This window comes from Ruminococcus bovis, assembly GCF_005601135.1.
GTDB lineage: Bacteria > Bacillota > Clostridia > Oscillospirales > Acutalibacteraceae > Ruminococcoides > Ruminococcoides bovis.
The window spans coordinates 1,184,944-1,209,667 of record NZ_CP039381.1 but is presented as its reverse complement, the minus strand read 5'-3'; the positions used below and the strand labels follow the sequence as shown (position 1 = coordinate 1,209,667).

20 protein-coding genes, 1 pseudogene and 1 riboswitch are annotated in these 24,724 nt (G+C 39.5%); of the genes and pseudogenes, 8 read left to right on the top strand and 13 right to left on the bottom strand.

From position 1 onward, the window contains the following. Positions 1–7 precede the first annotated feature (7 nt). Entirely contained in the window at positions 8–1,243 is a 1,236-nt protein-coding gene (locus E5Z56_RS05685) for a DNA polymerase Y family protein (RefSeq protein WP_138156964.1), read from the bottom strand. Between the two features lie 165 nt (positions 1,244–1,408). Between E5Z56_RS05685 and E5Z56_RS05680 the strand changes: the two genes are divergently transcribed. From E5Z56_RS05680 to E5Z56_RS11680, 7 genes and pseudogenes are all read left to right on the top strand, one after another. Then, positions 1,409–1,825 (top strand): helix-turn-helix domain-containing protein, encoded by a 417-nt coding sequence (locus E5Z56_RS05680; RefSeq protein ID WP_138156963.1) that lies wholly within the window; start codon positions 1,409–1,411, stop codon positions 1,823–1,825. Between the two features lie 296 nt (positions 1,826–2,121). Beyond that, positions 2,122–2,667 (top strand): ImmA/IrrE family metallo-endopeptidase, encoded by a 546-nt coding sequence (locus E5Z56_RS05675; protein WP_138156962.1) that lies wholly within the window; start codon positions 2,122–2,124, stop codon positions 2,665–2,667. 234 nt (positions 2,668–2,901) lie between these two features. Beyond that, positions 2,902–3,333, top strand: coding sequence for a radical SAM mobile pair system MarR family transcriptional regulator (locus tag E5Z56_RS05670; RefSeq protein ID WP_138156961.1), 432 nt, complete (start codon positions 2,902–2,904; stop codon positions 3,331–3,333). After that, positions 3,329–3,457 (top strand): annotated as a pseudogene (locus tag E5Z56_RS05665) (radical SAM mobile pair protein A); the annotation flags it as partial. The gene E5Z56_RS05670 and the pseudogene E5Z56_RS05665, both read left to right, overlap by 5 nt. Continuing rightward, entirely contained in the window at positions 3,454–4,368 is a 915-nt protein-coding gene (locus E5Z56_RS05660; RefSeq protein ID WP_408638883.1) for a radical SAM mobile pair protein B, read from the top strand. The pseudogene E5Z56_RS05665 and the gene E5Z56_RS05660, both read left to right, overlap by 4 nt. 1 nt (position 4,369) lies before the next feature. Further along, entirely contained in the window at positions 4,370–4,723 is a 354-nt protein-coding gene (locus tag E5Z56_RS05655) for a cupin domain-containing protein (RefSeq protein ID WP_138156959.1), read from the top strand. Between the two features lie 357 nt (positions 4,724–5,080). Then, positions 5,081–5,290, top strand: a complete 210-nt coding sequence (locus E5Z56_RS11680) for a hypothetical protein (protein ID WP_175405311.1) — start codon at positions 5,081–5,083, stop codon at positions 5,288–5,290. A 188-nt stretch (positions 5,291–5,478) separates the two neighbouring features. On the opposite strand, the gene E5Z56_RS05645 is transcribed toward E5Z56_RS11680, so the two are convergent. The 11 genes from E5Z56_RS05645 to E5Z56_RS05595 all read right to left on the bottom strand — a co-directional run bounded on the left by E5Z56_RS05645 (position 5,479) and on the right by E5Z56_RS05595 (position 21,276). Further along, entirely contained in the window at positions 5,479–5,868 is a 390-nt protein-coding gene (locus E5Z56_RS05645; RefSeq protein ID WP_138156958.1) for an SMI1/KNR4 family protein, read from the bottom strand. Positions 5,869–5,879: 11 nt separating this feature from the next. Then, on the bottom strand, positions 5,880–6,542 hold the full coding sequence (locus E5Z56_RS05640; protein WP_207668592.1) for an HNH endonuclease: 663 nt from the start codon (positions 6,540–6,542) through the stop codon (positions 5,880–5,882). Positions 6,543–6,559: 17 nt separating this feature from the next. Beyond that, a complete protein-coding gene (locus tag E5Z56_RS05635; protein ID WP_138156957.1) occupies positions 6,560–9,556 on the bottom strand; it encodes an ATP-binding protein in 2,997 nt (998 codons plus the stop codon). After that, positions 9,553–9,918 carry a hypothetical protein gene (locus E5Z56_RS05630; protein ID WP_138156956.1) on the bottom strand — a complete coding sequence of 122 codons (366 nt, stop codon included), beginning with the start codon at positions 9,916–9,918 and terminating at the stop codon, positions 9,553–9,555. The genes E5Z56_RS05635 and E5Z56_RS05630 overlap by 4 nt, the downstream gene beginning before the upstream one ends. Beyond that, on the bottom strand, positions 9,915–12,314 hold the full coding sequence (locus E5Z56_RS05625; protein WP_175405388.1) for a dynamin family protein: 2,400 nt from the start codon (positions 12,312–12,314) through the stop codon (positions 9,915–9,917). The genes E5Z56_RS05630 and E5Z56_RS05625 overlap by 4 nt, the downstream gene beginning before the upstream one ends. Positions 12,315–12,456: 142 nt before the next feature. Then, entirely contained in the window at positions 12,457–12,744 is a 288-nt protein-coding gene (locus E5Z56_RS05620) for a hypothetical protein (RefSeq protein ID WP_138156954.1), read from the bottom strand. Between the two features lie 82 nt (positions 12,745–12,826). Beyond that, positions 12,827–12,913: riboswitch (SAM riboswitch) on the bottom strand. A 28-nt stretch (positions 12,914–12,941) separates the two neighbouring features. Continuing rightward, positions 12,942–15,992: a type I restriction endonuclease subunit R gene (locus E5Z56_RS05615; RefSeq protein WP_207668591.1), complete on the bottom strand. Its 3,051-nt coding sequence runs from the start codon at positions 15,990–15,992 to the stop codon at positions 12,942–12,944. A 2-nt stretch (positions 15,993–15,994) separates the two neighbouring features. Next, positions 15,995–17,266, bottom strand: coding sequence for a restriction endonuclease subunit S (locus tag E5Z56_RS05610; protein ID WP_138156952.1), 1,272 nt, complete (start codon positions 17,264–17,266; stop codon positions 15,995–15,997). Then, a complete protein-coding gene (locus E5Z56_RS05605; protein ID WP_138156951.1) occupies positions 17,259–19,037 on the bottom strand; it encodes a type I restriction-modification system subunit M in 1,779 nt (592 codons plus the stop codon). The genes E5Z56_RS05610 and E5Z56_RS05605 overlap by 8 nt, the downstream gene beginning before the upstream one ends. A gap of 20 nt (positions 19,038–19,057) precedes the next feature. Then, the gene (locus tag E5Z56_RS05600; protein WP_138156950.1) at positions 19,058–19,573 is read right to left on the bottom strand and encodes a hypothetical protein; all 516 of its coding nucleotides are present in this window, start codon (positions 19,571–19,573) and stop codon (positions 19,058–19,060) included. Between the two features lie 5 nt (positions 19,574–19,578). Continuing rightward, the gene (locus tag E5Z56_RS05595; RefSeq protein WP_138156949.1) at positions 19,579–21,276 is read right to left on the bottom strand and encodes an N-6 DNA methylase; all 1,698 of its coding nucleotides are present in this window, start codon (positions 21,274–21,276) and stop codon (positions 19,579–19,581) included. A 358-nt stretch (positions 21,277–21,634) separates the two neighbouring features. On the opposite strand from E5Z56_RS05595, the gene E5Z56_RS05590 reads away from it, so the two are divergent. Further along, a complete protein-coding gene (locus E5Z56_RS05590) occupies positions 21,635–22,297 on the top strand; it encodes a hypothetical protein (RefSeq protein WP_138156948.1) in 663 nt (220 codons plus the stop codon). A gap of 65 nt (positions 22,298–22,362) precedes the next feature. Here E5Z56_RS05590 and E5Z56_RS05585 read toward each other — a convergent pair whose 3' ends face one another. Continuing rightward, complete coding sequence (locus tag E5Z56_RS05585) at positions 22,363–24,621, bottom strand: phage tail tip lysozyme (protein ID WP_175405387.1); 2,259 nt, start codon at positions 24,619–24,621, stop codon at positions 22,363–22,365. Positions 24,622–24,724: the final 103 nt, after the last annotated feature.

The window sequence follows — 24,724 nt, the reverse complement described above, 5'->3', positions numbered from 1 at the left end:
CAACCTCCTATTTGACTAATCCTGTTGGCATAGTAATCTCAACATTACCCATCGGCATTCCAAGCTCCTGCAGCAGCACAGCATTTCTTATGCAGCGTTTACCAAACCTCTGGCGAAGATTTTCAACACAGCTATCCAGCTTTTCTTGTTTCTCGGCTCGCTCATAATCGCAGAACAAATCAATCTGTTGCGGCATATCCTGTGGAAACAGGTTAATCGCCTGAATAGTTACCGATCTAATAGGATTTCTCCAATCATATCTTTTTCTGAATAGCTGAAAAGCATATTGTGCCAAAACAAACGGTGATTGTGTCACCATCTGCATTTGCGTCTGCCACTGCTTTGAGAACAAGGTATTATCCCTAACATAGATAGCAACGGCTTTTGCAACCTTTTGATGTACACGCAGCTTATGTCCGATGCCTTGTGTCAATTCTAAGAAAACACGCCAAACTTCTTCTTCGTTACTCAAATCTACAACCGTTGTGATTCCGTGTCCGATACTCTTAACAGGTGAAACAAACTTAATATCCTTAACCGTAGAATTATCTCTACCGTTTGCATATAACCATAGTGATACTCCGTTCTTGCCTAATATTCTTTTTATAAAGTCATAGTCAGAATTTGCTAAGTCACCGATTGTTCTTATGCAGTAGTTATTAAGGACTCTTGTTGTAGCTCTCCCTACGCCGAGTAAATCAGAAGCCGGTAAGCCCCAAATCTTTTCCCGGAAGGTTTCTTTTTCAAAAACAGTTACAGCGTCAGGCTTTTTATAATCAGAGCCTAACTTTGCAAATATCTTATTGAAAGAAACGCCTACGGAGATGGTCAAGCCAAGTTCAAACTTTATCCTCTCACGAATCTCATTAGCAACATCTACCGGATTGCCAAACAGCTTTTTTGTGCCGGAAATATCAAGCCAACACTCGTCCATACCGTAAGGCTCTACCTGATTGGTATAATCACAGTAGATTGCTTTTGCCAATTTGGAATACTTCAAGTATTCTTCGTAATGAGGTGGTACAACAACTAAATCAGGACACTTCTGTTTTGCCTGCCACACTGCGTCACCTGTTGCGACCTTGAATGCTTTGGCTTTGTAGTTTTTCGCAAGTACAATGCCGTGCCGTTCCTCAACTGATCCACAAACAGCAACGGGGTACTGTTTCAATTCAGGGTTTAGCATACATTCGACAGAAGCATAAAAGTTATTCATATCGCAATGCAAAATATTTCGTGTCATTTTTGTAATACCTCTTGACTTAATTCACAACTTAATGTAGAATACAAGTAGTAATTCACAAGTTACTTGTGGGTTACACACCCATTATACACAAGATACTTGTGAAAGTCAAGAGGTATTTTTATTCATTCACAAGTTAGTTGTGAAATCAAGGAGGTTGTAATAATGACATTTGGTGAGAAACTTCGTGAAAGCCGAGCAAAAAGTGGGATGACACAAAGCGAGCTTGCCAAAGCGGCGAATCTCGGACTAAACACAATTAGTAATTATGAAAGCGGAAAAACATATCCCAAGAAAAGAGAAGTATATGATATACTCGCAGAGATCCTTGAGGTTGACGTTAATTATCTCCGAAATGAAAATGAGGAGTTTATTACTGAAGCATCTGAAAAATATGGATATAGAGGTAAGCAACAAGCCGATCAGCTTGTACAGGAGATTGGCGGCTTATTTGCAGGCGGTGAGCTGTCCGATGATGAAATGGATGGCGTTATGAAAGCTCTCCAAGATATATATTGGGAGTGTAAGGCAGAAAACCGGGAAAAATATACTCCCAAAAAATTAAAAAAATCTGACGAGTAGCGGAGCAAAGTCCGTTTTTTGGGACACTTCTTGATTTATAATTATAGTAGGCAGTAAAAATTCGGGCTGAATTTTCTCGAATTTGCTGTTTTCGGTAAGCGTTAATTAAGAGGTGAGCTTATTGCAATTCATAAAACGACTTAAACACTTGTTCATTTCAAGAAAACATTGCAGTCATAATTGCTTATGGTGTAAGTATTATTCTGACTGTTGTACAGAGATTAAAAGGAATCTATAAGAATATTCCTCTCTGATGTTTTATTCAAGTTAATTACTCTTATTAGGGTGGTGATATTATGATTGATTCATTTTACATTTACTCTAAGGCGACCGAAATGGTTAAGCAAACAGGCACTCGCAATCCTATGAAGATTGCTTCCGAAATCGGTGTAATGCTCCGTTATTCAGAGGAATTAGATAAACTGTTGGGACTTTACACATATCGCTGGAAGCACAGAATTATCCTTCTTAATGATAAGATGGAGGAAATAATGGCACGAATGGTCTGCGCTCACGAGCTTGGACACGATGCCCTTCATAGAGATATAGCCAAAGGCGACGGGCTTAAAGAGTTTGTGCTTTTTAATATGAAAGACACAACGGAATATGAAGCCAACGCTTTTGCAGCACATCTGATCATTGACAATGATGACATTTACTCAATGAGTAAGGAAAAGTACGATGTCGTTCAGATGGCAAAAATGCTAAATGTGAATATCAATCTTGTTTTGATAAAACTTCAAGAGCTTAACAAACTCGGTTATGATTTTAGAGTTCCTTGTGAAGCCGATAGCTTTTTCTTCCGCAAGCCGAAAACACTGACCAGCAATGAATTAAACTGAATCATTCTCCGTGAAAGGACATAGGTGATTTTATGTTCAACGACAAGGATTTTATGGGCGGAATGTTTGACTTTGACGGAAACGGCAAAACAACATTAGACGAGCAGTATGTATAATCGGCGGAGCGGTTTTCAGTGAGCGGATAAATTAGCGTTGGTAATAAAAATTATGGTTGACAAAACTACTCCTATATAGTAGAATATAATAAACTACGATATAGGAGTAAATGTTGCGATGAACGGCGGATTTTTAGTCTCGAAAATCAAACAGCTCAGCGACCGTATATTTGAAAGAATTTTAGCACGCCACGGTATCGACGCCTTCAACGGCGCTCAGGGACGTATTCTCTATGTACTCTGGCAGGAGGACGGCGTACCGATTAAAACGATCTCGGAAAAATGCGGTCTTGCCATCACCTCGCTAACCACCATGCTGGAACGAATGGAAAAGCAAGGGCTGATCCGGCGCGTGCAGTCGGATGATGATAAGCGAAAGACGCTGCTCTATCTGACCGAAATAGCGAAGTCTCTCAGGGATGAAGCGGAAATCGTATCACGGCAGATGAACGATGTTTTTTATAAGGGATTCAACAGCGACGAAATAGAGCAGTTTGAAGCGTACCTTGACCGAGTCCGCAATAATTTAGAGGAGTGGCGGGAAACATAAGCTCAGCATTCCGGTTTTTATGAAAGAGGATCTTGTTCCGATCATGGGTGAAGAAAATATGATTCAGGAAATGCCAAAGGCTTTTACAAGAGTATTGGAGGAACAAAAGAAATGGCACAGATGATGATGGACGGTATTCTGATCGGTGAAGTAGAGACAAAGAATATTATGACAAAATCAAGCCTGCCTGTCGGCGGCTACTCTGTCAATCCCTATGTGGGCTGTACGCATGCCTGCAAGTATTGCTACGCTTCCTTTATGAAACGCTTTACCGGACATACCGAGGATTGGGGTACCTTCCTCGACGTAAAGTATTGGCAGACAATCAAAAATCCGGAAAAATACGCAAGTCAGCGCGTGGTGATCGGTTCCGTGACGGACGGATACAATCCGCAGGAAGAAAAGTTTGGCAATACTCGAAAACTCCTTGAACAACTCAGAGGCAGCGGCGCGGATATTTTGATTACAACAAAATCCGACCTTGTACTCAGGGACATTGATTTATTGAAGGAGTTAGGACAGGTCACGGTCTCATGGTCGATCAATACGCTTGATGAAGATTTCAAGAATGATATGGATCAAGCAGTCAGCATTGAGCGCCGTATCGCCGCCATGAAGCAGGTCTATGACGCGGGTATTCGAACCGTTTGCTTTGTGTCGCCCGTATTTCCCGGTATCACCGATATAGAAGCCATCTTTGAACGGGTAAAGGATCAGTGCGACCTGTTCTGGCTGGAAAACCTGAATTTGCGCGGGGGTTTTAAGAAAACCATCATGGACTATATTGCAGAGAAGCATCCGGAGCTTGTGCCGCTTTATGACGAGATCTACAACAAGCATGACCGTAGATATTTTGAAACGCTGGAGAAGAAAGCCGAGGAAATGGCGAAAAAATACGACTGTCCCTTTGTCGATAACGAAATGCCCTATGGTCGAGTGCCGCAGGGACATCCGGTGATCGTTGATTATTTTTACCATGAAGAGATCAAAGGCTCCGATAATACCGGAGCACGCAATAAAAAGGAGGACAAATAATATGTCAAACTACAGCAAATGGAACGCAAAACAAGACCCGAGAACAGAGCTGCACGATGTACTGGGGCTGACCGGCGCAGAGGTAAGCATCAACCACCTGCCCGCAGGAGCTGGCGTGCCGTTCGTTCATTACCACAAGAAGAACGAGGAAATCTACATCGTCCTGTCCGGCAAAGGAATAGCGGTACTTGATGGCGAGAAAATTGATTTTGAAGCAGGGGACGTTATCAGGGTCGCTCCCGCGGCAAAAAGACAGTTCAGCGCGTCGTCGGATTCCCCCGTCAGCTACGCCTGCATTCAGGTCAGAGAAAACTCTCTTGGAGAGTATACCGCTGCCGACGCAGTGATAGAGTGATGCAGCTGTGCTGAATGCAGTCTTTAATACTGATCCTTGTCTATCAGCTCAAAGCAGTTCGACTCGCAGGAAACAGGAAACTGAAAATAAATGATTACACCCGCAATAGTCATCAGGTCGCTGTTGCGGGTGTTTCTTTGTTAAGGCGGGGTAATAATTCCCTCGTATGATATTAAGGTCACACAGCTGATAGAATATAATAAGACGATTATAGAAATGCCGTCAAATAGAAAGTTTTACTGCTTGACGGCTGTGCTAATTAGACGTTAAGCAAGCCCTGATAATCTTACGCTCAAGCAACTAAAGAAAGCTATCCGAGAAGCGGATACTGCTATAGAAAATCTATGGCGAGGTATTGTGCAAGGTCAATCCGTTCCAATACTGACAGAACGCCTTAACAAACGTCAGGCTGAAAAAGATGCGCTTGAAGAACAGCTCGCCATTGAAGAGAATAAGCGTATCTGTCTTTCGGAAGCGCAGATACTCGCCTTTCTTGATTATGTATGTGAAATGCCATTGGAGGAGGAAAAACTTATACGAATTGATTACGAAGATTATATCAGATAAAGCTAAAGCCGTGCTACATCAAGTTTGTAGCACGGCTTGTTTATAGTTTGCTAATTATCCTGTTATTATCATAGTCCGGAGGAGCAGACGAAGATGTATGTTGTTCAACGGATAATATTCTTATGACTTTATTCGTTGAAACAGAATAACTCCATTTACAGAAAAGACAGAACTGTACAAATTTCTTACTAAAACAACAATCCATTTATCATACGAGTTATTATTTCTACTGTATCTGTTTCGTGTTTATATAAAACGTACTTAGAAGACTCAGTATCATAACAGATAAAATTGCCTGCTGCATCAGAAGCAAACGGGAATAAGTGATTTTCTTTGAAAAGCTCTGGATAAATGCTATAGATAGTTTCTTTGTCGCCTTCATTATACGACAGCATAGCCTTAAAAACATACTCTTGATTAGTATCAGTTATAATAGCCTTATCGGACGGTCTCCCACCATTATGTTTTTCCATTATTTCAATTAGTGAGTCTGGTAAAATAATACTATTTTTATCAAGAAAACTTTTTACTGCTATCGGGTTATTCAGTGGTTTATCATATTTCCATGATAGTTCCATATTTACGCCTCCTATCTGTTGTTTGAGCCGCCGCCCCACAAAGAGCGTCCCCCAGTATGTCCGGTACGGGAATGTGTTTCAAAATCTACAAGTTGTAATTTCCCGGCTACTGAGTCGTGGTGCCATACATAGCCATCAGGCGCAGTGCCATCATATATACCATCCATAATTTGTTCAAGTTGTTCTTCTGAGAACAATTTTCTTAGCTCAAGATTATTTTCTATTTCTTGAGCTAATTGCCTGTTACACTCTCTAAATTGCACTCTATCAGGTTGAAGGTACAGATTCTCCGGTATTTTTGCATCAAATATAGATTCAAATTGAGGGAATACACCTTCAATTTTTTCACCATCAGGCAATTCTACAACTTGCCTCTCAAAGCTTACACCAGTAATCGGATGTCTATCGTTTTCCAATGTCTCATTTCTTGTAATAACATAACGTGGTACATCAGAGTATGTCGCTTTTTGCTCAATATCAGCTTTCTTCCATGCTTCCCGTCCTATATCAGCTGGAGATATTGGCTGGTCAACATTTTGTTGCTGTATTTCCGGCCATAGATCATCCGCCAGTTTCACGGCATCTTTTACAATCTCACTCATCTTTTCTGCTTTGGAGATTGTTTCAGCACCTTCAACTGCTTTACTAAGAGCAGCCACAATAGGTATTGCCATACACTACACCCCCGATATTAAGTACCTTTCATGAATGTATTTCTGAATTCGCTCATATAGTTTTTTAATTTCATTCCCTTCTCAGGTTGGTCAATCTGAGCTGCCTGCAACCAGAGAATAGATTCCAATGTCATCAACTGTGAAAACCGATAGAACTGTTCTGATTCTTTACTCAGGGAGATAGATTCATCAAAATCGAATTTTTGAAGTTGTGTGATGACGCTATCATTCCATTCCTCAAAAGAATTCATATCTGATAATCGGTTTAAACATTCCCTAATCTTGAAATACTTAAACGCCAGCTTCTGCCAAGTCATTTGTGCCTGTTCAAATGGAGTTCTTCGAAAATCAATTAGAAGTGCTTTAATCGTTCCTTCACAATTTATCTGGTTAAGGCAATCAATAAACTCATAATCAGATTTTCTTAGGATATATTCAGGATCATAAACACACGAATTAATATAGCGACGTGCTATAGCATTCTCTCCTGGCATATTATCTCCATCTATAACATTCTGGAAGTCAACCTTTGAGTTGTATTTATCTATCATACATAAAATAGGCTCAATCCATTCGTTTTGATAAACAGCCGCCACTCCTCTTTGTAATCTGGCAAGTTCCCTGATTTGTTCATCATTCAGATTTGCCGCCCTACCAACCAATTCACGGTCATCTTTATCTGGTAATCTAAGGATAATCTTAGTATTAGTGTTACGTATTGCAGACATATCAAGCAATGATGGTGATTGATCTACGATAATGAAGCCTTCTCCATAAGTTCTCATTTCAGCAATCGCATTTGCAATCATTTCAACTGATTTTTCAGATACATTAGATCCTTCAATAGTAGTTGATGCTGAAGCTTTGCGAAGAAGGTTATGAGCTTCTTCCAAAACCGTTACGTGCCTGAGTTCAGAATTAATGACTGCTTCTGACATCCTATATTCTTGCAGTCTGATAACCAGCAATCCCATTATCAGAGACTTATTCTCACTTGAGCCAATTCTGCTAAGATCAATTATCGTGTTTTGTTCAAACAAATCCTTATCTGATAGATTACCATTACAAAATATCAGTTGGTTAATGCCATTTGTAAGAGAATTTAATCTTGTTTTCAGTGATCCTCTATAATTGCCCTTGTTCTCATCAGAATAATCTGAACTATTAATGATACTGTCAATCTCTTCGCATATATCAACAAATGTTGGAAATATATCACCCTTCTCATTCGTTGATGTAATAAGATTCCATCCGCAGTTCTCATATGCTTTTATTATCGCATCCTTTAAAACTGCGGGCATAGCTGCATACATAGGCCAGCAAACATTAAAGACATCCAGTAATCTATCTATATGTTCATAAACATGGATTCCTCTATTAAAGGAAAAAGGATTGATTCTTAGAAGTGCACTCATCTGTGGATTTGAACCAAACACCTTAACATTATCTGCAAATTCGTATTTATATTCTCCCTTTGCAGGTTCTATTACCATAAAGGTTGTTTTGAGCGCATTGAGAATGGTGTAAACCGAATTGCTTTTTCCAGATCCAGTTGAACCAGTAATAAAAACATGAGAGGAGATCGAATTCTTATTCAAGTCCACATTCTTTTTTTCGTTATGATGCATATGGTGTATTTTTCCAATATGAACATCACCCGAATATTCTTTATCAAATGATAATACTTCTCTTCCGAAAGAAGCGCATTCTATCAGTGATAATCCCGGCACTGACTTTTTGGGCAAATTCATTGCAAGAGCCAGTTCTGCTCCGGAAATAATAGATGTAGGAGTAACTTCATTCGCCCAATATTCTGCATAATTATCTTTATAGTCAGGTTTCTTTATAAACGTCGGATGGACGATTTTCCGAACACATTTTGCAATAGCACTTACTGCTTCTTTAGTCTTTTTCTCGTTTCGTTGCGAATTCCAAACATTGATTGACGGTTTTTCATAGAAAGATTCATTGCCTTGTGTAAGAGACATATACATATGAGCCACTTCACTGGCAAGTTGACAATCAGGAGAAAAAACATAAGTTGCAATATCCCAAATCCCCAGCGCTTCGCACTTTTCAAGACGCTCCATTTGCTTTTCTATAATTTCGAGAGTATGAGTCACTGCATATTGATTAATCTCTACGGATGTTCCAGAAGACTCGCTTTCAGACTCACTTTTGTTCTTGCCGCCACCAAGACTTACAATAAAAGCAAGCCCTGCATTCCAGTTCTTACTCCAGTTCTGGCTTTTTGACCAATTCCAATTCTCGGTTCGTTTTGAATACGGACTTAATCCAGTATAGATAGCGTACAGCTCACGCTTTTTTCTTTCCAACATCTCATTATTCAAAGCTTCGCCCAAAATAACCATAGTATATTCCTTGTTTTCAGCCGGAACAATACCATCAATCACTTTTTCAATCCCTTGATTGATATAGTCCTCTGAAAACTGAGAAGCAATGTTTGATACTACAGCAATAGAATTATAATTAGATATATTATTTTCATTAAAGAAAGAAGACTCATTCAGCGCTTGGAAGATGCAATCTTCAGAATCCGTATAAGAAAGAACCTCACTACAAGATGTTCCCGGAAAATTCCCAACTAACGCATCTTGTAAGCTCTCAGCCATTTTTGTAGCCGCTTCAGAATCCTGACATTTACCCACCGCAAGTCCAATTTGGCAACCATCATGTTTTCTATGGATGATTAGAGCAAGACTTTTGTCTGAGTATGCCAATAAATGATATACATTCTTCAACTTTTCTACCATCTTGTCTTTTTCCTCTATAACAAGTTTTGTTATATCAAAAAAGGCAACTGTTTCCTCGGGCGCTATTGAATCTTCGAGAGACTTTACATCATATGCTCTCGAAATATATGGAAGATAATTCTTGAACACTGATGCTGAGCATTGACCAATCATTTCATTGACCACTTTTTGTACTTCATCCGAATCGACCGGAGCCACATAGGTTTGTTTGTTCGTTATTTCCTTTTTTCTTTGATTCATTTTGCACCTCTTATAGTCACGATGATAACAATGCCGACAACAATTACAAAGCCAACTACACCGCCTATGACCAATAGTTTCTTCCCACTGAATCTGCTTTTGCTTGAATAGATTTCCTCAGACAACAACGCCATTGTCCGAAGTGCATCTTTTGAAAACACTCCCGAATTAATGGTATCTGAAAGGGCTTTCAAATGCTGCTCCTTCGTCATATTTGAACCATCTGGAAGTTCAACTGGCATATCCCAGTCACCAAACTTTGCTTCAAGATCTTTTATCACAGCTTCGGTTTTCTCAACGCCACACTTACCCGAACAAATATTTCTGGAAAGTTTCAAAATCGAACTATTCAATTCACTCATAAGCTTACCTCCAACTCTTGGGCATTTAGCACAGTCCCAAGAATAACCTCCACATCAGTCAGATTGTTAAGTCTATTTTCAAGTCTTTCTATTTGCTGTTCAAGCTCTATGATATAAGCATCATACTGACTCAATATATAATTATCTTTATCTAACGTCTCTTTGATTCTGTCAATATGAGTAGATTGCCAAGTCTTAAGTTGAGAAAAATACGCCTGTACAGGTTGCTGAATACATTGTTCTGCGAATAAACCAAGCCTATCCTTCCTAAATAGACCTCCTTTTTGGTGCTTTAGCTGTTTGCAAATGCTTTCGGCAATACTCTCAATATACATCTTTTCAAATTGTTCTCTGAAAAAAGGTATCTGTGCGATAAGGTTGAAGAGCTGGTTCCCATTAATACCCACTTCCACAAAATTTGGAGTATTGATAGAATTAAAAATTTCGCTCAGCTCCTCCAGAGCATCTTCTGACAAACTGCTGCCCTCACCTTTGACGATTCTAAGCAGTTCTGCCTTGTAATCATTAGCGCACCCTGATAGAATCTTGACTATTTCTCTCTGGATTCCGGTTTCTCCTTCATAAGCTTTTAGAAACAAACCTTCCATACAATGTGTCTGCAAATGCATCTCAACATATTTTGTTGGATTCTTAGATTTTTTAGCTTCTCCCCAAATAGATTGAATTTCAGGTAAAACCGTAGAGCAATAATCTTCCAAAATTGTTTGATATTTTTCAATCACACACTGAATATTAATGGTTTTGATTTTTACTCCATCAATAGCCTTTATCAGTTCGTTCCTTTTGGCGGTTTGTTCTTTCTCTTTCTTATCTTTAGTTTCTGCCAGTTCTTTTTTCTGGTCTTTAAGCTGTTTCTTTGCCAGTAGCAATGCGTTTTGAAGTAGTTTACTTCCGCTCACGCATTTCTTGTAATTTGCATATCTCTGAACATAGTAATTGATTTCATCTTCAACAGACGGGATACCTGTTGCGTACAATTCGTCGCTAATCAATGCACGTGTATTCGTATCCATCACCCTTCCGCAGGGAACTATATTATGACTCGGAAGTGTTCTGTGATCACTGTTATATTTCAGCTTCCAATCCTTATATCCATCCTGATATTCCGGATCAAGCCATCTTTCATCTCTTTTCTTCTCTCCAATAGCACCAACAGCACAGACATACAAAAAAGTAGCCTTTCCATGCCAATTAAGAAATGCCGGTGGTATTGGCTGACTAAAGGCAGAAGTTGGAATATTCTCTGCTTTTGAGAACACAATAAGACAGTTAGGATTTGAGAATCCCTTCCTGTTTTCATCAAGCAGACTTTTTACCTCGTTATTATCGTTTGAAATAACTTGATTCCTATCCATAACGAATATCGGAAGGGCATTGGTCTGTTTACCCATCATCTTTTCAAGGGACTCTCTATGTGCGTGCTGATCAATATCGCTATTGTTGCTTCCGGGCGTATCAAAAATAATGATTTTACACTTATCTTGTTTAAGAATAGAATTTACAAACGGAAGCCTAATAGAAATATTCCAGCCTACATCAGCAATTGGAGGAAACGTTTTCTCACTCTCATTAAGCGCAATCAGAATATCGTGAAGAATCTCATTTGAATTCTTACCTAAAAAAACACAATGCTCACAAATAGCTTTTCTGAATTCTTCAGCAAACTCTGACTCTTCATCACGAGATTCAATATGACCGGGATTAATAACGTATGTAATCGGCTCTCCCTTGTATTCAATACTAAAGGAAACTTCTGTTCCGCTTTCAACTTTAACATCTTTAGCTGTGCAGGGATCAACCTTGCTTGGAAGTATCTCATCTCCGATTATAGCATTGATAAACGCCGATTTACCGACGCTATAAGTACCAATCACGCAAATTGGTATATCGCTGCTAACTGTAGCAGTAAATAGGTTGATTAAATCACCAATCTCTGCATAACTGGTATTAGTTTCATACTTTTTATTTCCGGGAAGGTAGTCCTCAAATTCACTTGATATTCTGTTATATGCAGAACGTATTATTTCGATTGATTCATCCGCCGATTTATACACTCCTACATATTCAGTTAGTATCTTACCTTTTTTGTTAGAATTCCTATTCTCGCTCTTAACTACTTCTTCAAGTATCGAAAAATCATCGCCTGTGCCAACAAATTGTATACACAGTCCTTCCAAGCTACTGTTCTGGTACTGATTGATGTAGCTAACAATATCTTCTACACAATTTGAAAAGACACATTCCTGATTCTGATATTTCAAGAGTTCAGATGTATCAGCAAGCTCCTGCCATACTTTACCAGAATCAAGTGAGATAATAAACTTGATATGATTGTCATATGGATTATATGTGATTTTTATGATTTTCTTAGCCATTGTTTTAGCTCTCCTCAAAACCATATAATTAATATTATTTTATCACAAATCTATTTAAAATCCAATAGGTGAATATATATTTTATATACAAATGATCAGAATTAAGCCGTGCTACAAATATATCATAGCACGGCTTAAGCTATCATCGGATGAAATCCGCGTAATCAATGCGTATTAGGCTTTCATTTCCAATTTTTTGGACATTGCTACCAAAAGCTATGTGACCAACAGTTCCTACATAGTTGATGGTATAATCTTTATTGACTGCGATCACATCGCTTATGTGTCGCTCTGTTGGCTTAACGCCATCTTGGAAAGCAAAACCTTCCTGTTCAGCTTGATTCAAAAATTGTTGACAAAGATCGGCTGTCTTAAAATACACATACACTCTGCCATTCATTTGGGAAAGTTGTTTAATTGTGTGTGACATAAGAATCCTCCTGAATATATTGTATTACCAAAAGAGAGCAGAGCAAAGCGCCCATCGGTTGATAGGCGCTTGTATTTATAGTCACCCATCATTCAAGCATTACCACCTTGCCTTTCGGTAGGTTGGTGTGCGGTCACAGGGCTTGTCCCTCACGCACTCTATATAGGCAAAAAATATTTAGTTTTGTGTTTATATGCTTAATCTTTTCTCAGTGTCTTATATAGTTCTTTTGCCATAACGTCCTGTACTTTCTGATAGAATTCAGGATCGTTAAACAGTTTCTGGAAAGATTCGTTGTTATCAAGGAAACACTGTGTAACAATCTCCTTGAATTTATCAGGGAAAAGGGAATTCACAAACATTTCAGTGCTATTATCGTTGGCATATTTTTTGAACTTTTTAACGTCCTTATCGTCCATAAACATTCGATATATGCCCTCAATTATAACCCTGTCTGCTTCGGTGAATTGACCGTCAAAGCGCTCGTTCACTTTATCTATGATACTCTGCAATGTATCCTTTTTCTTGTTAGGTTTTTTAGGTTCCGATGTCCCGCTTGGAGTCCAGACAACTTTCTTTTCATCAAGTATTATTGCGCCTGTATGCGTTTCTTTAAGATTTGCATATTCAAGTTTGACCTTATCGTCTATATCAACGATGTCTTTTCCCGATTTAGGCAATAACCTCAGAAGGTTTGAAGTGTAGAGATACTCAGCAAAAAGGTCTTTGTCGTGAAGTCTGACAATTTGAGTGACATAACTATAAGTCCTTGTGAACTTACGGAGGTAATCACGAACATCATATTGGTCATCTTCAGAAAGCTCTCTATATCTGTCTATAACAGGTCTAAACATACCAGCAAGTTGACCGAGAGCGGCAGCATTTTGACCTTTTCCGGACTGTCCTGACATAAAGTTGTTGAATTCTTCTACATCATCATAGTTGAACAGCATATAATCGTGCAGCTTATTTCTGTAATCATAAACAGCATTCAGGTCTGTTTCACCCTCCATAGAAGATTCCTCATAAAACGGTTGGAACGCCTTCTTGATCTCCTCTTCGGTGTTCTCAAAATCAAGGACAAAAGTGCTTGTCTTTCCAAAACAAGTTCGATTCAAGCGAGAGAGCGTCTGTACTGCTGCGACACTTTTTAATTTTTTATCAATGTACATTGAATGTAACAGCGGTTCGTCAAAACCTGTTTGGTACTTGTTAGCAACAACAAGGATATTGTATTGATTGCTGTGGAAAACTTTTCGGAACTTTTTATCAGTTGTGATATACTTTCCGTTTTCATCAAGGTTCATAGTCGCTTCTGTAAAAGGCTTTTCCGTTGGCATTTCTTCAAGCGTGATTTCTCCTGAAAAAGCAATCATAACATCACATCCTGCTGAAACCACTGGATTGTCTTTCAGATATTGCTTGATTGCAAGATAATAACGAACCGCATTTGCACGGCTATCTGCAACCACCATTGCCTTACCTTTCCCTCCAATTTGAAATCTGCCGTTAGCAAGGAAATTAGACATAATCATTTCAGTTTTTTGCGTAATTGTATATCCGTGCTTCTTATAATATTTGAATAGTGCTTTTGAAGCCGCTCCTTCAATTAGTTCGGGATTATCCTCGGATACTTTTACAAGCTTGAACGCTTCACGGATAGTGGTATAGTCCTGTAATACATCAAGGATAAATCCTTCATCTATAGCTTGCTTCATAGAATAGACGTGGAATGGACGTTTACCCGGAGTACCGTCAGGTTTGGTGTAAGGCGTTCCGAAAACCTCAATAGTTTCACCTTTTGGCGTTGCTGTAAAAGCGAAGAAAGACTGATTTGCGTGTCTACCCTGACCGATTACTGCGTTTATATACTCATCTGTCAGATCAACATCTTCTATGTTGATTTCCTGCTCCTCGGCATAATCTTTGATAGCTACACCAAGATCTATCAGGCTCCTGCGGAGCATTCTTGCACTTTCGCCGCTTTGTCCCTGATGTGCTTCATCAATGATGATTGCAAACTTTTTACCCGTATAACTATTCATATCCTTGTAGCCAAACAAGAATTTCTGAACCGTACTGATAATTATTTTTTTACCATCGTTAATTGCTTCTGCAAGGCTGTGGGAATTCTTTTTATCATCTATCGCTTCCACAAGACCAACCTTGTGCTCAAAGCTGTTGATTGTGTCCTGAAGCTGCCCGTCAAGTACGACACGGTTTGTTACTACGATAACGGAATCAAATATCCCTTCGTCATTTGCGTCGTGAATAGAAGCCAGACGATAGGCAATCCACGCAATAGAATTTGATTTGCCCGAACCGGCACTGTGCTGGATAAGATAATTGTTTCCAGAACCATTAACCTTTACATCGGCAAGAACTTTACGCACCACATCATATTGATGATAACGTGGGAACAGCAGTTTCTCTTTTGTTTTTCCTGTATCTACATCCTTTTCCTTAACGTGAGAAACAAATCTGTAGAGGATATCCATAAGTGAATCCCGTTGCAAGACTTCTTCCCAAAGATAATGTGTTACATATCCATCAGGGTATTCAGGATTGCCTGCGCTACCACTAACGCCAGCTCCGTTTGAGCCTTGATTGAACGGCATAAAATAGGTGCTTCCGTCTTTGAGTTGCGTTGTCATCCAGACTTCATAAAGGTCAACAGCAAAATATACGAGGAAGCGATGGTCAAGTCGGAAACAAAACTCCTTACTGCTACGATCGTTTTTATATTGCTTGATTGCACATTGATAATCTTGCCCTGTAAGTTGGTTTTTCAGTTCAATAGATACAACGGGAATACCATTCACGGATAGTACCATATCAATGGTATTTGTATTGTGTGGGGAATAGCGGAATTGTCTTGTGCAGCCGAGGATATTCGCCTCATAGCGCTCCACATCGAGATCATTGAGGGCAGTTTCGGGCTTGAAGTAGCAGACTTTCAGCTTGATGCCGAGGTCTTCGATACCGTGGCGAAGAACATAGATCAAGCCCTGTTCGCTGATGCACTTTTCAAGGCGGAAATAGAGCTTTTCCTGTGCGTTCTCGCCGTAGTATTTGAGATACTTCGCCCACGCTTTCGGCTGTGTCTTTTCGATGAACCTGCACAGCACGTCCATACAGATGCACTTGTCAACATCGAACTGACTGCTTTTCAGCGAAACATAACCGCCCTCATCGGAGAGGAAGAACGTCTCGATATCCTGTTCAAAGCGTCTTTCTTTGGTTTCCAAGGTCATACCTCCTTTTTGCCTGTAACATATTCGTATATCAGGGATTTTTTATACTGCTGTAACTTCTCGATCTTCTGCTGTTTGAGGGCGATGAGCTTGTCTATCTGGGAGCATTTGTGGTTGAGAAAGTCAGAAATGGCTTGTTGTTCACTAATTCGTGGGAGTGGAATATATTGTTTTTTCAAAAAGCCTTGGTATATACCAGCCTGTGATTCTCCAACTATTCCTCTGATATAAACATACATCGCCTTAAAACAGTAAAAAAGGTATTTATAAAACAGGAAACGATTCGGAATAAGATATGCAAGATTTTGATTACAGCAGCATTCAATGTTTAGAATCGCTGTTAATCCCTTTGTTTTTCCTTGACCAATTAAACCGAGCATTACTGTGTTTTTGGGTAAAAGTTTTGCATTGGAATTATTAAGTCCTTCTTCTGTAATCTTTTCAGCAGTATCATTGACATATTCGAGATTTATTTCACCAGATGACATCCATGGTATTGTACCATCTTTCCAATATTCAGGTATATTTCTATTTGGTGTTCCTCCCGAACCGATTTCTGCTAAATTCCCAATATGACTTAACTGCCAATGCTCCGGTATCTCCCCGATCCATTCAACCCCACTTTCTTTCATCTGCACATCAGAATCAAGCCCCTTTGTGACAGTCTCGGTGATTACGCTTTGCTTGTATGATTTCAGCTTTTCAATCTGTTTCTCTGCGTTTGTGATAAGTGCGTCTATCTGGATACTTCTCTTTTTTATACTATCTACAATCAAATCTTGTTCATCAACACTTGGGAAAGGAAGCTCATATGCCTTTACGCTTTCTGCGTTAATAGTCCATCTGTTATCATATGAAACACCCTTGCCGTGAGCGAACATAGCCATTGTCCAGTATTGAATCTTAAAATAATAATCGAAGAAAAATGGGTTTATTGATTCTTTGGCTCTTAAATTCACATATGCAGGACTTATAACACCTTCAACTTCAGAGACATTACAATTTGCCCCCGAATACAAATCCATAGGATTTAAAAGAAGGTCTCCAACCTGAACAGGGTTGTAATCATCATAGCTTTCAGCCATTTGCCCACCATTAACTGTTACGTCCTTTACTTGTACTCCACTTCGTGCCAATTTAAGGACAACAGGATTCTTTGTTCCTGCCTTAACTTTTGAGATATAGAAGCAATTCTTAACACGGCGTATTTCCCAATCTGATGGAATGGATGGACACCAAACGATGCCTGTACTAATCATATCACGCATTACCAAACAGCTCCTTCATCAGTATTGTTTCTTCCTCCTCCAGTGCCTTGATATCCGCAAAGATATCTTCCGAGGATTCGGGCTCAGTAAACTTGTAAAACAATCTTGTAAAAGGTATCTCATAGCCGATCTTATCTTTCTTGCGGTCAACGAATGCCAGCGGATTGTACGGCAGGACGTTCTTTGCGATAAACTCGTCTATATCTTCTGAAAGCGGAATAATCTCACTGTCGTTAGAACCTTTGACAGCCTGCGGCTTACCCTTTTTCAGTATGGCTTTTCCATCTTTGTCGGCTTGTGCGGTCATAACAGTTACTTTTGTATAACCGAAATAGTCATTGTCGAACGTCTTTGACTCCACTACAAGATCATCTTTAGTATATATTTCGTTTGAAAAATCTATATAGGCTTTCATAATAAGCTCAATACACTTATCATCAAGGTCAACACGCTTATTGCCGATATTCTTGCGGCGTTTAACAAAACATTTTGATGCATCGATAAGTTGAATTTTTCCTAAACGGTGTACAGGCTTGCCCTTAGTAATCACCCAAATATAAGTAGAAATACCTGTGTTGTAAAACAGATCTGTCGGCAACTGAATGATTGCTTCAACCATATCTTCAGTGATAACGTAACGACGAATCTCTGAAGAGCCGCTACCTGCGTCGCCCGTAAACAAAGACGAACCGTTTTGAATGATTGCCATTCGTCCGCTGCCTTCTTTCAGCTTCTTGATGCCATTAAGCATAAAGAGCATCTGTCCGTCAGAAATAGTAGGCAGTCCGGGGCCAAATCTTCCGTCGTAGCCTTTCTTCGCTTCTTTTTCAACTTCGGCTCTCTCACGCTTCCAGTCAATACCAAATGGAGGGTTGGAAATGATATAATCAAACTCATAGCCACTGAATTTATCATCGCTCAGTGTATCGCCATACATCATACCAGAAGCATTTCCACCTTTGATTAGCATATCCGCTTTTGCGATAGCATATGTTTCAGGGTTAAACTCCTCTCCGAAACAAGTGAGGTCTGCATCTTCGCTAATGTCGGTCAAACGCTCTGTCAGACAGCCGAGCATCTGAGATGTACCCATAGCCATATCGTAGGCGGTTTTGGTACAACCATTTGCCTTAATATATTCTTTTTCGGGAGCTATAAGTAGCTCGGTCATAAGGTATATAATATCACGGCTGGTGAAGTGCGCTCCTGCTTGTTCATCATAGCTCTCAGAGAATTTTCTGATTAGCTCCTCAAAAATGTAGCCCATATCAGTTGAGGTAATTCTATCCGGGGACATATCGCCCTTCGGCGATATAAACTCCTGAATAACCACAAAAAGCACATTGCCGTCAGCCATAGTCTTTACTTGATCGGTGAATTTGAAGTTAGAGATTATATCCTTGACGTTTGAGGAAAAACCTTGCAGATAATTTTCAAAGTTGGATTCGATATTATTCGGATCAGAAACGAGTTTTTTGAAATCAAACTTGCTTGTGTTATAAAAGGCATAACCCGAAGTTTTACACAGAACGCCGTCACGGGCTTCGCCCTCAACTTTCATTTCTGCAAGTTTTTCATTCATCTCAACAACTGCCTGTTTGGTAGGCGCAAGTGCATCATCAAAACGCTTTAGCACCGTCATAGGCAATATGACCTTACCGTATTCGTGCGGCTTAAACAGTCCCACAAGATGCGTTGCAATCTCCCATATGAGATTTGCTTTTTCCTGAATATTGGTGTTAGTTTGCTTTTGTAAAGAATTAATTGACACTATATCTCACTCCTTGCACGTTATATATAACCGATGGCTTGCTGTTCCTGCAATGCCATTTTGAAATTAGTCTTTGTGATTTTTAATTCATTTGAACCAAGTCTAATAACCTTCGGATAGCCGCTGGCGTTTTCCATATTGGCAATAGCACTGCTACTATCTCCTTTGCCAGCTGTGCTATGTGGCATAGCACCTACGATTACAAGCCTGTAGTTTGGATTGTATTGCAGCTTAGAAAACTGATAGCTTACAATTTTTTTATAGTCTAAACAGAATTCAAACCTACTTTTGTCAAGCCCAAGGTTCTTTATGACTCCCAGTAACTCGTTTTCCTTTGTCTGTGGACTGCCAAGAACAACTATTTTTCCGTCTTTATATGTATCATAAAAGTCATCGCTGCTGGGAGCATCGTCTGTTATTAGATCGAGCAACCCCCATTGCTCAAGCAGGCTTTCAAGTTCTCCGGTTCTGTTTGCCAGATATATCTTCTCAGTAACAGCATCTATAAGCTCTTCAATTCGTTCTGTATCTAACACTGCACTCACCCCTCGTTATCAAGAAGTGTTCTTTTTCGCTCTAATAGCTTTTTCATTTTCCGTTTCAGAACGGTATATTCATCGAGTGCAGCCTGATACTTTTGACCTATCTTTTTCTGCTTCTCAAGAGAAGGCAACGGAATCATAATTCCTTTTACTGCTTCTGCGGATATTGTCATAACAGCTGAACCGCCAGCTCCATAATTAAGGGCTGCTTCACCGGCTTTACTGTCAAAAAAAGCTTGAATATAATAAGGATCAGCTTTGCTTTCATCAATCTCGATAATATAAAGGTTACCTGTTGCAATAATTGAATAATTCCTTTCAGAATTAACAACTGCAGAGCGGAAAGTTGGCGAAGCCATTTTAGATAGAACAATCGAGTTTTCAGGAATGACGTATTTTTCAAGAGTTTTGGTTAGCTCAGTAAGGTATTGTTGTCCTTCTTCAATATCAATAGAACCGTTCACCACATTTGCGAGCGTGATGAATCTGTAATTTGACGGCATTATAGATTTATAAGATTCAAGAAGCGCAGGCTTAACTTGAACTCCTCTTGTAATGCTTTTAATCAATTCTCCAAAACATACTCCATTTTCAACAACGGGCTTGTCAAGATAGTGGGATGCCATCAGATTATAGTCGTGATCTCGCATTTCTTCAGGTGAAACATCAATAGTGTTATCACCACCTACGTTAAGGCAATCAAGAATTGTTTGTACGTCATCATCTGAAAGAATATTAAGCCTTCTACCATCTTTGGTAAAGATTTTTTCTGCGTTTATTAGTCTTGTTGAGCTATTGTTGTGACTAAATATAATCAAGGTTGTTGGAATTGCAGTTTCAACAAATAAGGCAGAGGGAAGATTAATGACAGCTTCTATTAAACCATTTTCTGCAAAATACTGACGCATATAGACATCTGGTTTATTAAATGCTGCTCCATTTGTCATTATCGCAACAGCTTTACCAGTTTCTTTAAGAGAACGAATGATTACTGTATTGAACAGCCAATCCGACGAACATCTGGAAATAGAAGTGCTATTGAAACCAAATTGTTCCTGCAATTCACGACGACACTCATCTAAATCAGTTGCTCCTCTAAGACCAAACGGGTAATTTGCAAATATTTTATCATAACTTGTTGGGTAATGATAAGTCAGTGCATTATTAATTATAAAATGGTAGTTATCTCCAATCAGGGAACCACGAAGTACCGCTATATCATTTGAGTTATAATTGATCTCAATTCCTGTATATTCACTTGCTCTTGAATCTTGCATAGCATATGTAGGAAATGTTGCACTACCTGAACAAAGCTCAAGCACTTTATCATTTTCACTGATACCAAGAATCTTACCGGCAAGTTTCACCAAAGAAGCAGGTGTACTCATTTCAAAGAATGAGTTATCATAGAGGACAAGTTCCTCTAATACAGAAGCATCATATCTGCCAACATAGCTCAACACTGTTTTCCATAAACCATTAAGATTTCTTGCAAGCACCTCAGCAACGTCAGAACGAATATCTGCTGTCTCAAGGAACACATCAAGTGTCCTAGTGGATAGTGATGGTTTCTTCTCTATTATGCTTAAAACAAAAGCAGTAGAAATGACTGCACCGCCTAAGTTTGTTATTTTTCCTCGGTATGCTTCGCTCAGCTCGTTTGAAATTTCTTTAATCAGATCAGTATTAGATTTCAATTTGTACTCCTCCTTGCTTTTAGGTAATATCCAACCTAATTTCACTGTGGCTATATCTTATCACGTACGTCTTTGTTTGTCAACAGAATTTTTGATAATTTATAACCTAATTATGCAATTTGTCATATTGCATAAATTTTGCTTGCTGATATTGTGCGTTTTTCTTGTGTAATACTACAGAATTAGCATTTTTTCTATAACCAAGAAGAAGCCTATGGATTATTCCGTAAACTTCTCAGTTCTATTCAATCTCCGTAAAACATCATTTAATAGCCATAGCTCTTGAGTTTTAAAATAGTTGCGTGAATAAATATACTGTGATAAAATAATAGTCAAAGATACTAACAGGAGTTTATTTATGGGAAGTATTAAAAGAATGACCGGAACGTCTTGGCACGTCAACATTTTAAGTAAAAAAGAAGAAGATAATAGAAGACATAAGAGTAGATGTGTATTTTACAATAAAGAGAATGGGTTTTGCAGCAAAATTGTTTCTCGCTGTCCCGGCTCGGCTCATTGTAAGTATTATTCTGAAAATGCTCAAAAAAGTAAAACCGAACAAGATAAATATGTAACGCAGAGAGCGATTCCCTTTCAAAATAAAAAGAATATTAATGTGAGAGATATCGTTGTACCTATGTATCTATCAAAAAAGAAGTATAAGAGCCCTATCCAAATAGGACATCTTATTAAGCATTACGAGAAATTTAATGAATTGTTAGGTACAGTTATCGTAACTATCGAAGATGGAAAATATCAATTAGTTAGTGGCTTACCCTTTTTGAATGCAGCAAGAGCTTTAAATCTAAAAGAAATAGCCGCTACATATGTAGAATCATTTAATATAAGGAAAGTCAATTCTAAAAAGAACTTTAAAATAAATCAATGGGTTGAAAACAAAAGTGTCGGTATAGGAAAGATAATAAAAATAGACGATAGCTCTTTGACCGTAAAATATGACAACGGAAGTAGTAAAACCTATCCTATAGATAATTGCAGCACTTTTTTGTATGTGTTTTAATATTTTTCCTTAATAACCTATAAAATGAAACAACGGCGACAGCCCGTAATGGACTGCCGCCGTTCTTATTTATGGAATCTGTTATATGCCTTTTCTGCGTTGTCTGCCCTGCGTGAATCCTCAAACGAGTAATCTCCGCAGCGCTCATATACCCGTTCAAAGGCTATCGCCGCCGTTCGGGTATTGGACTTTAGAAATTCGCTATAAGTGATACCGTTATAGTTTCCTCCGTAGTTTGCAAACTCGGATTTTATCGTCTTTTGCAGATACTCACATTGTTCTTTAACATTAGAGCCTTTGAATCCCGTAGGAGTATATCTTAGACACCATTGGCACAAGCCATAGAATTCATCACCGTTGTAGTGTCCGACGATGTTCCAATCGAGATTAAGTGTATCGCCGCCGCACTCTCTCATCATATTTCCGATAATGCCTGCGGCAACGCTGTCTGAGTAGCCATAGCTTTTAAGATACGTCCACACTTGCTGCGCTGTATCACCTGTCGCAACGGTATTGTTACCTGAGTAAAAACCATATCCCAAAATTTCTTTGTTGCCAATGCTGTACTGATTCTCACAAACCTTATCACCGCTATTGCCTTCGATTGTGTAAACTGTGCCGCCCTCGACTTTTTCAACGATACCCGTATGATCGCCACCACCATCAATTCCGTCATCAGCCCAATCAAAGAAGATTATCATACCCGGTTCCGGTTCTTCTGAGCCATCAAGCCATTGGTCTTTGTTCTTAAACCATACAACTCCATCATCAACAACAGAATACTTTGGAATAGTACCGCTCTCAATATAACCGCACTCATTCGCACACCAAGAAACAAAGCAACAACACCATTCAACTCGAGAGCTGAAACCGTACCAGCTCCAATAAGGTTTTCCGCCGACGTTTCCAAGCTGCTCCTGAGCAATCAGGACAATATCGCTGTTCGAGCTTGTTACTCCGTTTAGAAGCTCACGCCATAAGTCGTTGTTCTCATCAGATAACAACTGCCGACACATTTTCTTCTGTTCCGCAGTAAAGCCTTTATTGTTCATCATCGTTTCAAGGTCAACGTGAGAAACGGTTATATAAAGTGCTTTCTTTTGGACTTGCTTATTGACTTTTTTAACCTTGCCGTCTTTTTGCTTTTCCTCGACCTGTTCAGTTTCGGTGTACGTTTCTATTCTGTGGTCAATCTTATTGATCTCCCAAAAGAGATTGCGTATATATTCTTCCTTGTTTTCATCAAGGGTTACTACCTGTACTTCATCAGGATTGGCTGGGTGCATATCCGTCATATTGTAAGCAACAGCGTAAATAGCAAGGACTTCCCGCCACTCAGCTTTTGAGCCGGACATAACGAGTTTATCGTGTGGGTTATCGGTCTTAATATCTGTAATCTTATCGTTAAACTCATTATTGATACGAGTAATAATGTTGTGCATAGTGTATTCACCATTATTTGCGTTAGCGGAAGCGAATAAGCCGTACACGCTCCAACATAAAAGAGCGATCATACAAATTATCAGGATCACGAGCAGTGACACCCAACCTCCGGCGATGATTGCAGAAATCAGTTTTTGCATAGCCGCTATGATAGCCTTGATAATCTTAATCAAGAGCTGTATAGCCGCTTTCGCTGCTTTGGCTGCCAACTTAGCCGCTTGTTGAGCCGCTTTAGCGGCTTTCTGCGCTGCCTTTGCCGCCGCCTTCGCTGATTTTTCTGCGGCTTTTGCGGCTTGCTTTGTAGTCTTAATAGCTGCCTTCGATGTTTTCTCCGCTGTTTTAACGGAAGTCTTGACGGTTTTGACTGTGCCTTTCTGAGCCGTCTTAACGGTTGCCTTGCCCGTGGATCGGGCTGATTGCTTAACAGTCTTTGCCGATGTTTTCTCAACGGTGCGAATACTTTTACGTCCTGCGCTGTTGGTTGCCCGGATAGATTTCTCTGCGGATTTCTTAGCGGCGTTTTTAGAAGCTCGCTCTGCTGAGTTTTTAACCGTATCCTTTGCGGTATTCTCGGCTTTGCTTTGGACCTTCTTCTTAACTCTGTCCTCGATTTTTCGCTCAACCTTGTCCTTGACATTCTCAGCGCCTTTGTTGACGGCTTTCTTCGTTTGATGTACAGTTTCTTCCGCCATTCGCTTGGTACCGGATTCCATACGATCAGAAGCGTACTCCGTTTCGTTATGCTCCTCCGGCTCGATGGAGTGCTCCGCTTTGTTCTTTGTCTGTATATAGGCTTGTTTCATACGGCTGGCGGCAATCCTACCCTTATCAAGAGTTCGGATTGTTCCTTTGACCGTATCTCTTGTCTTAATATCAGCCAACTTTTAACCTCCCTTCGTAAACGCCCGTAAAGGGCAAATATAGGAAAATCAGGGGTAAAGGTAAAACTACCTTCACCCCTCAATTACTGCACTTGAAAAGCCG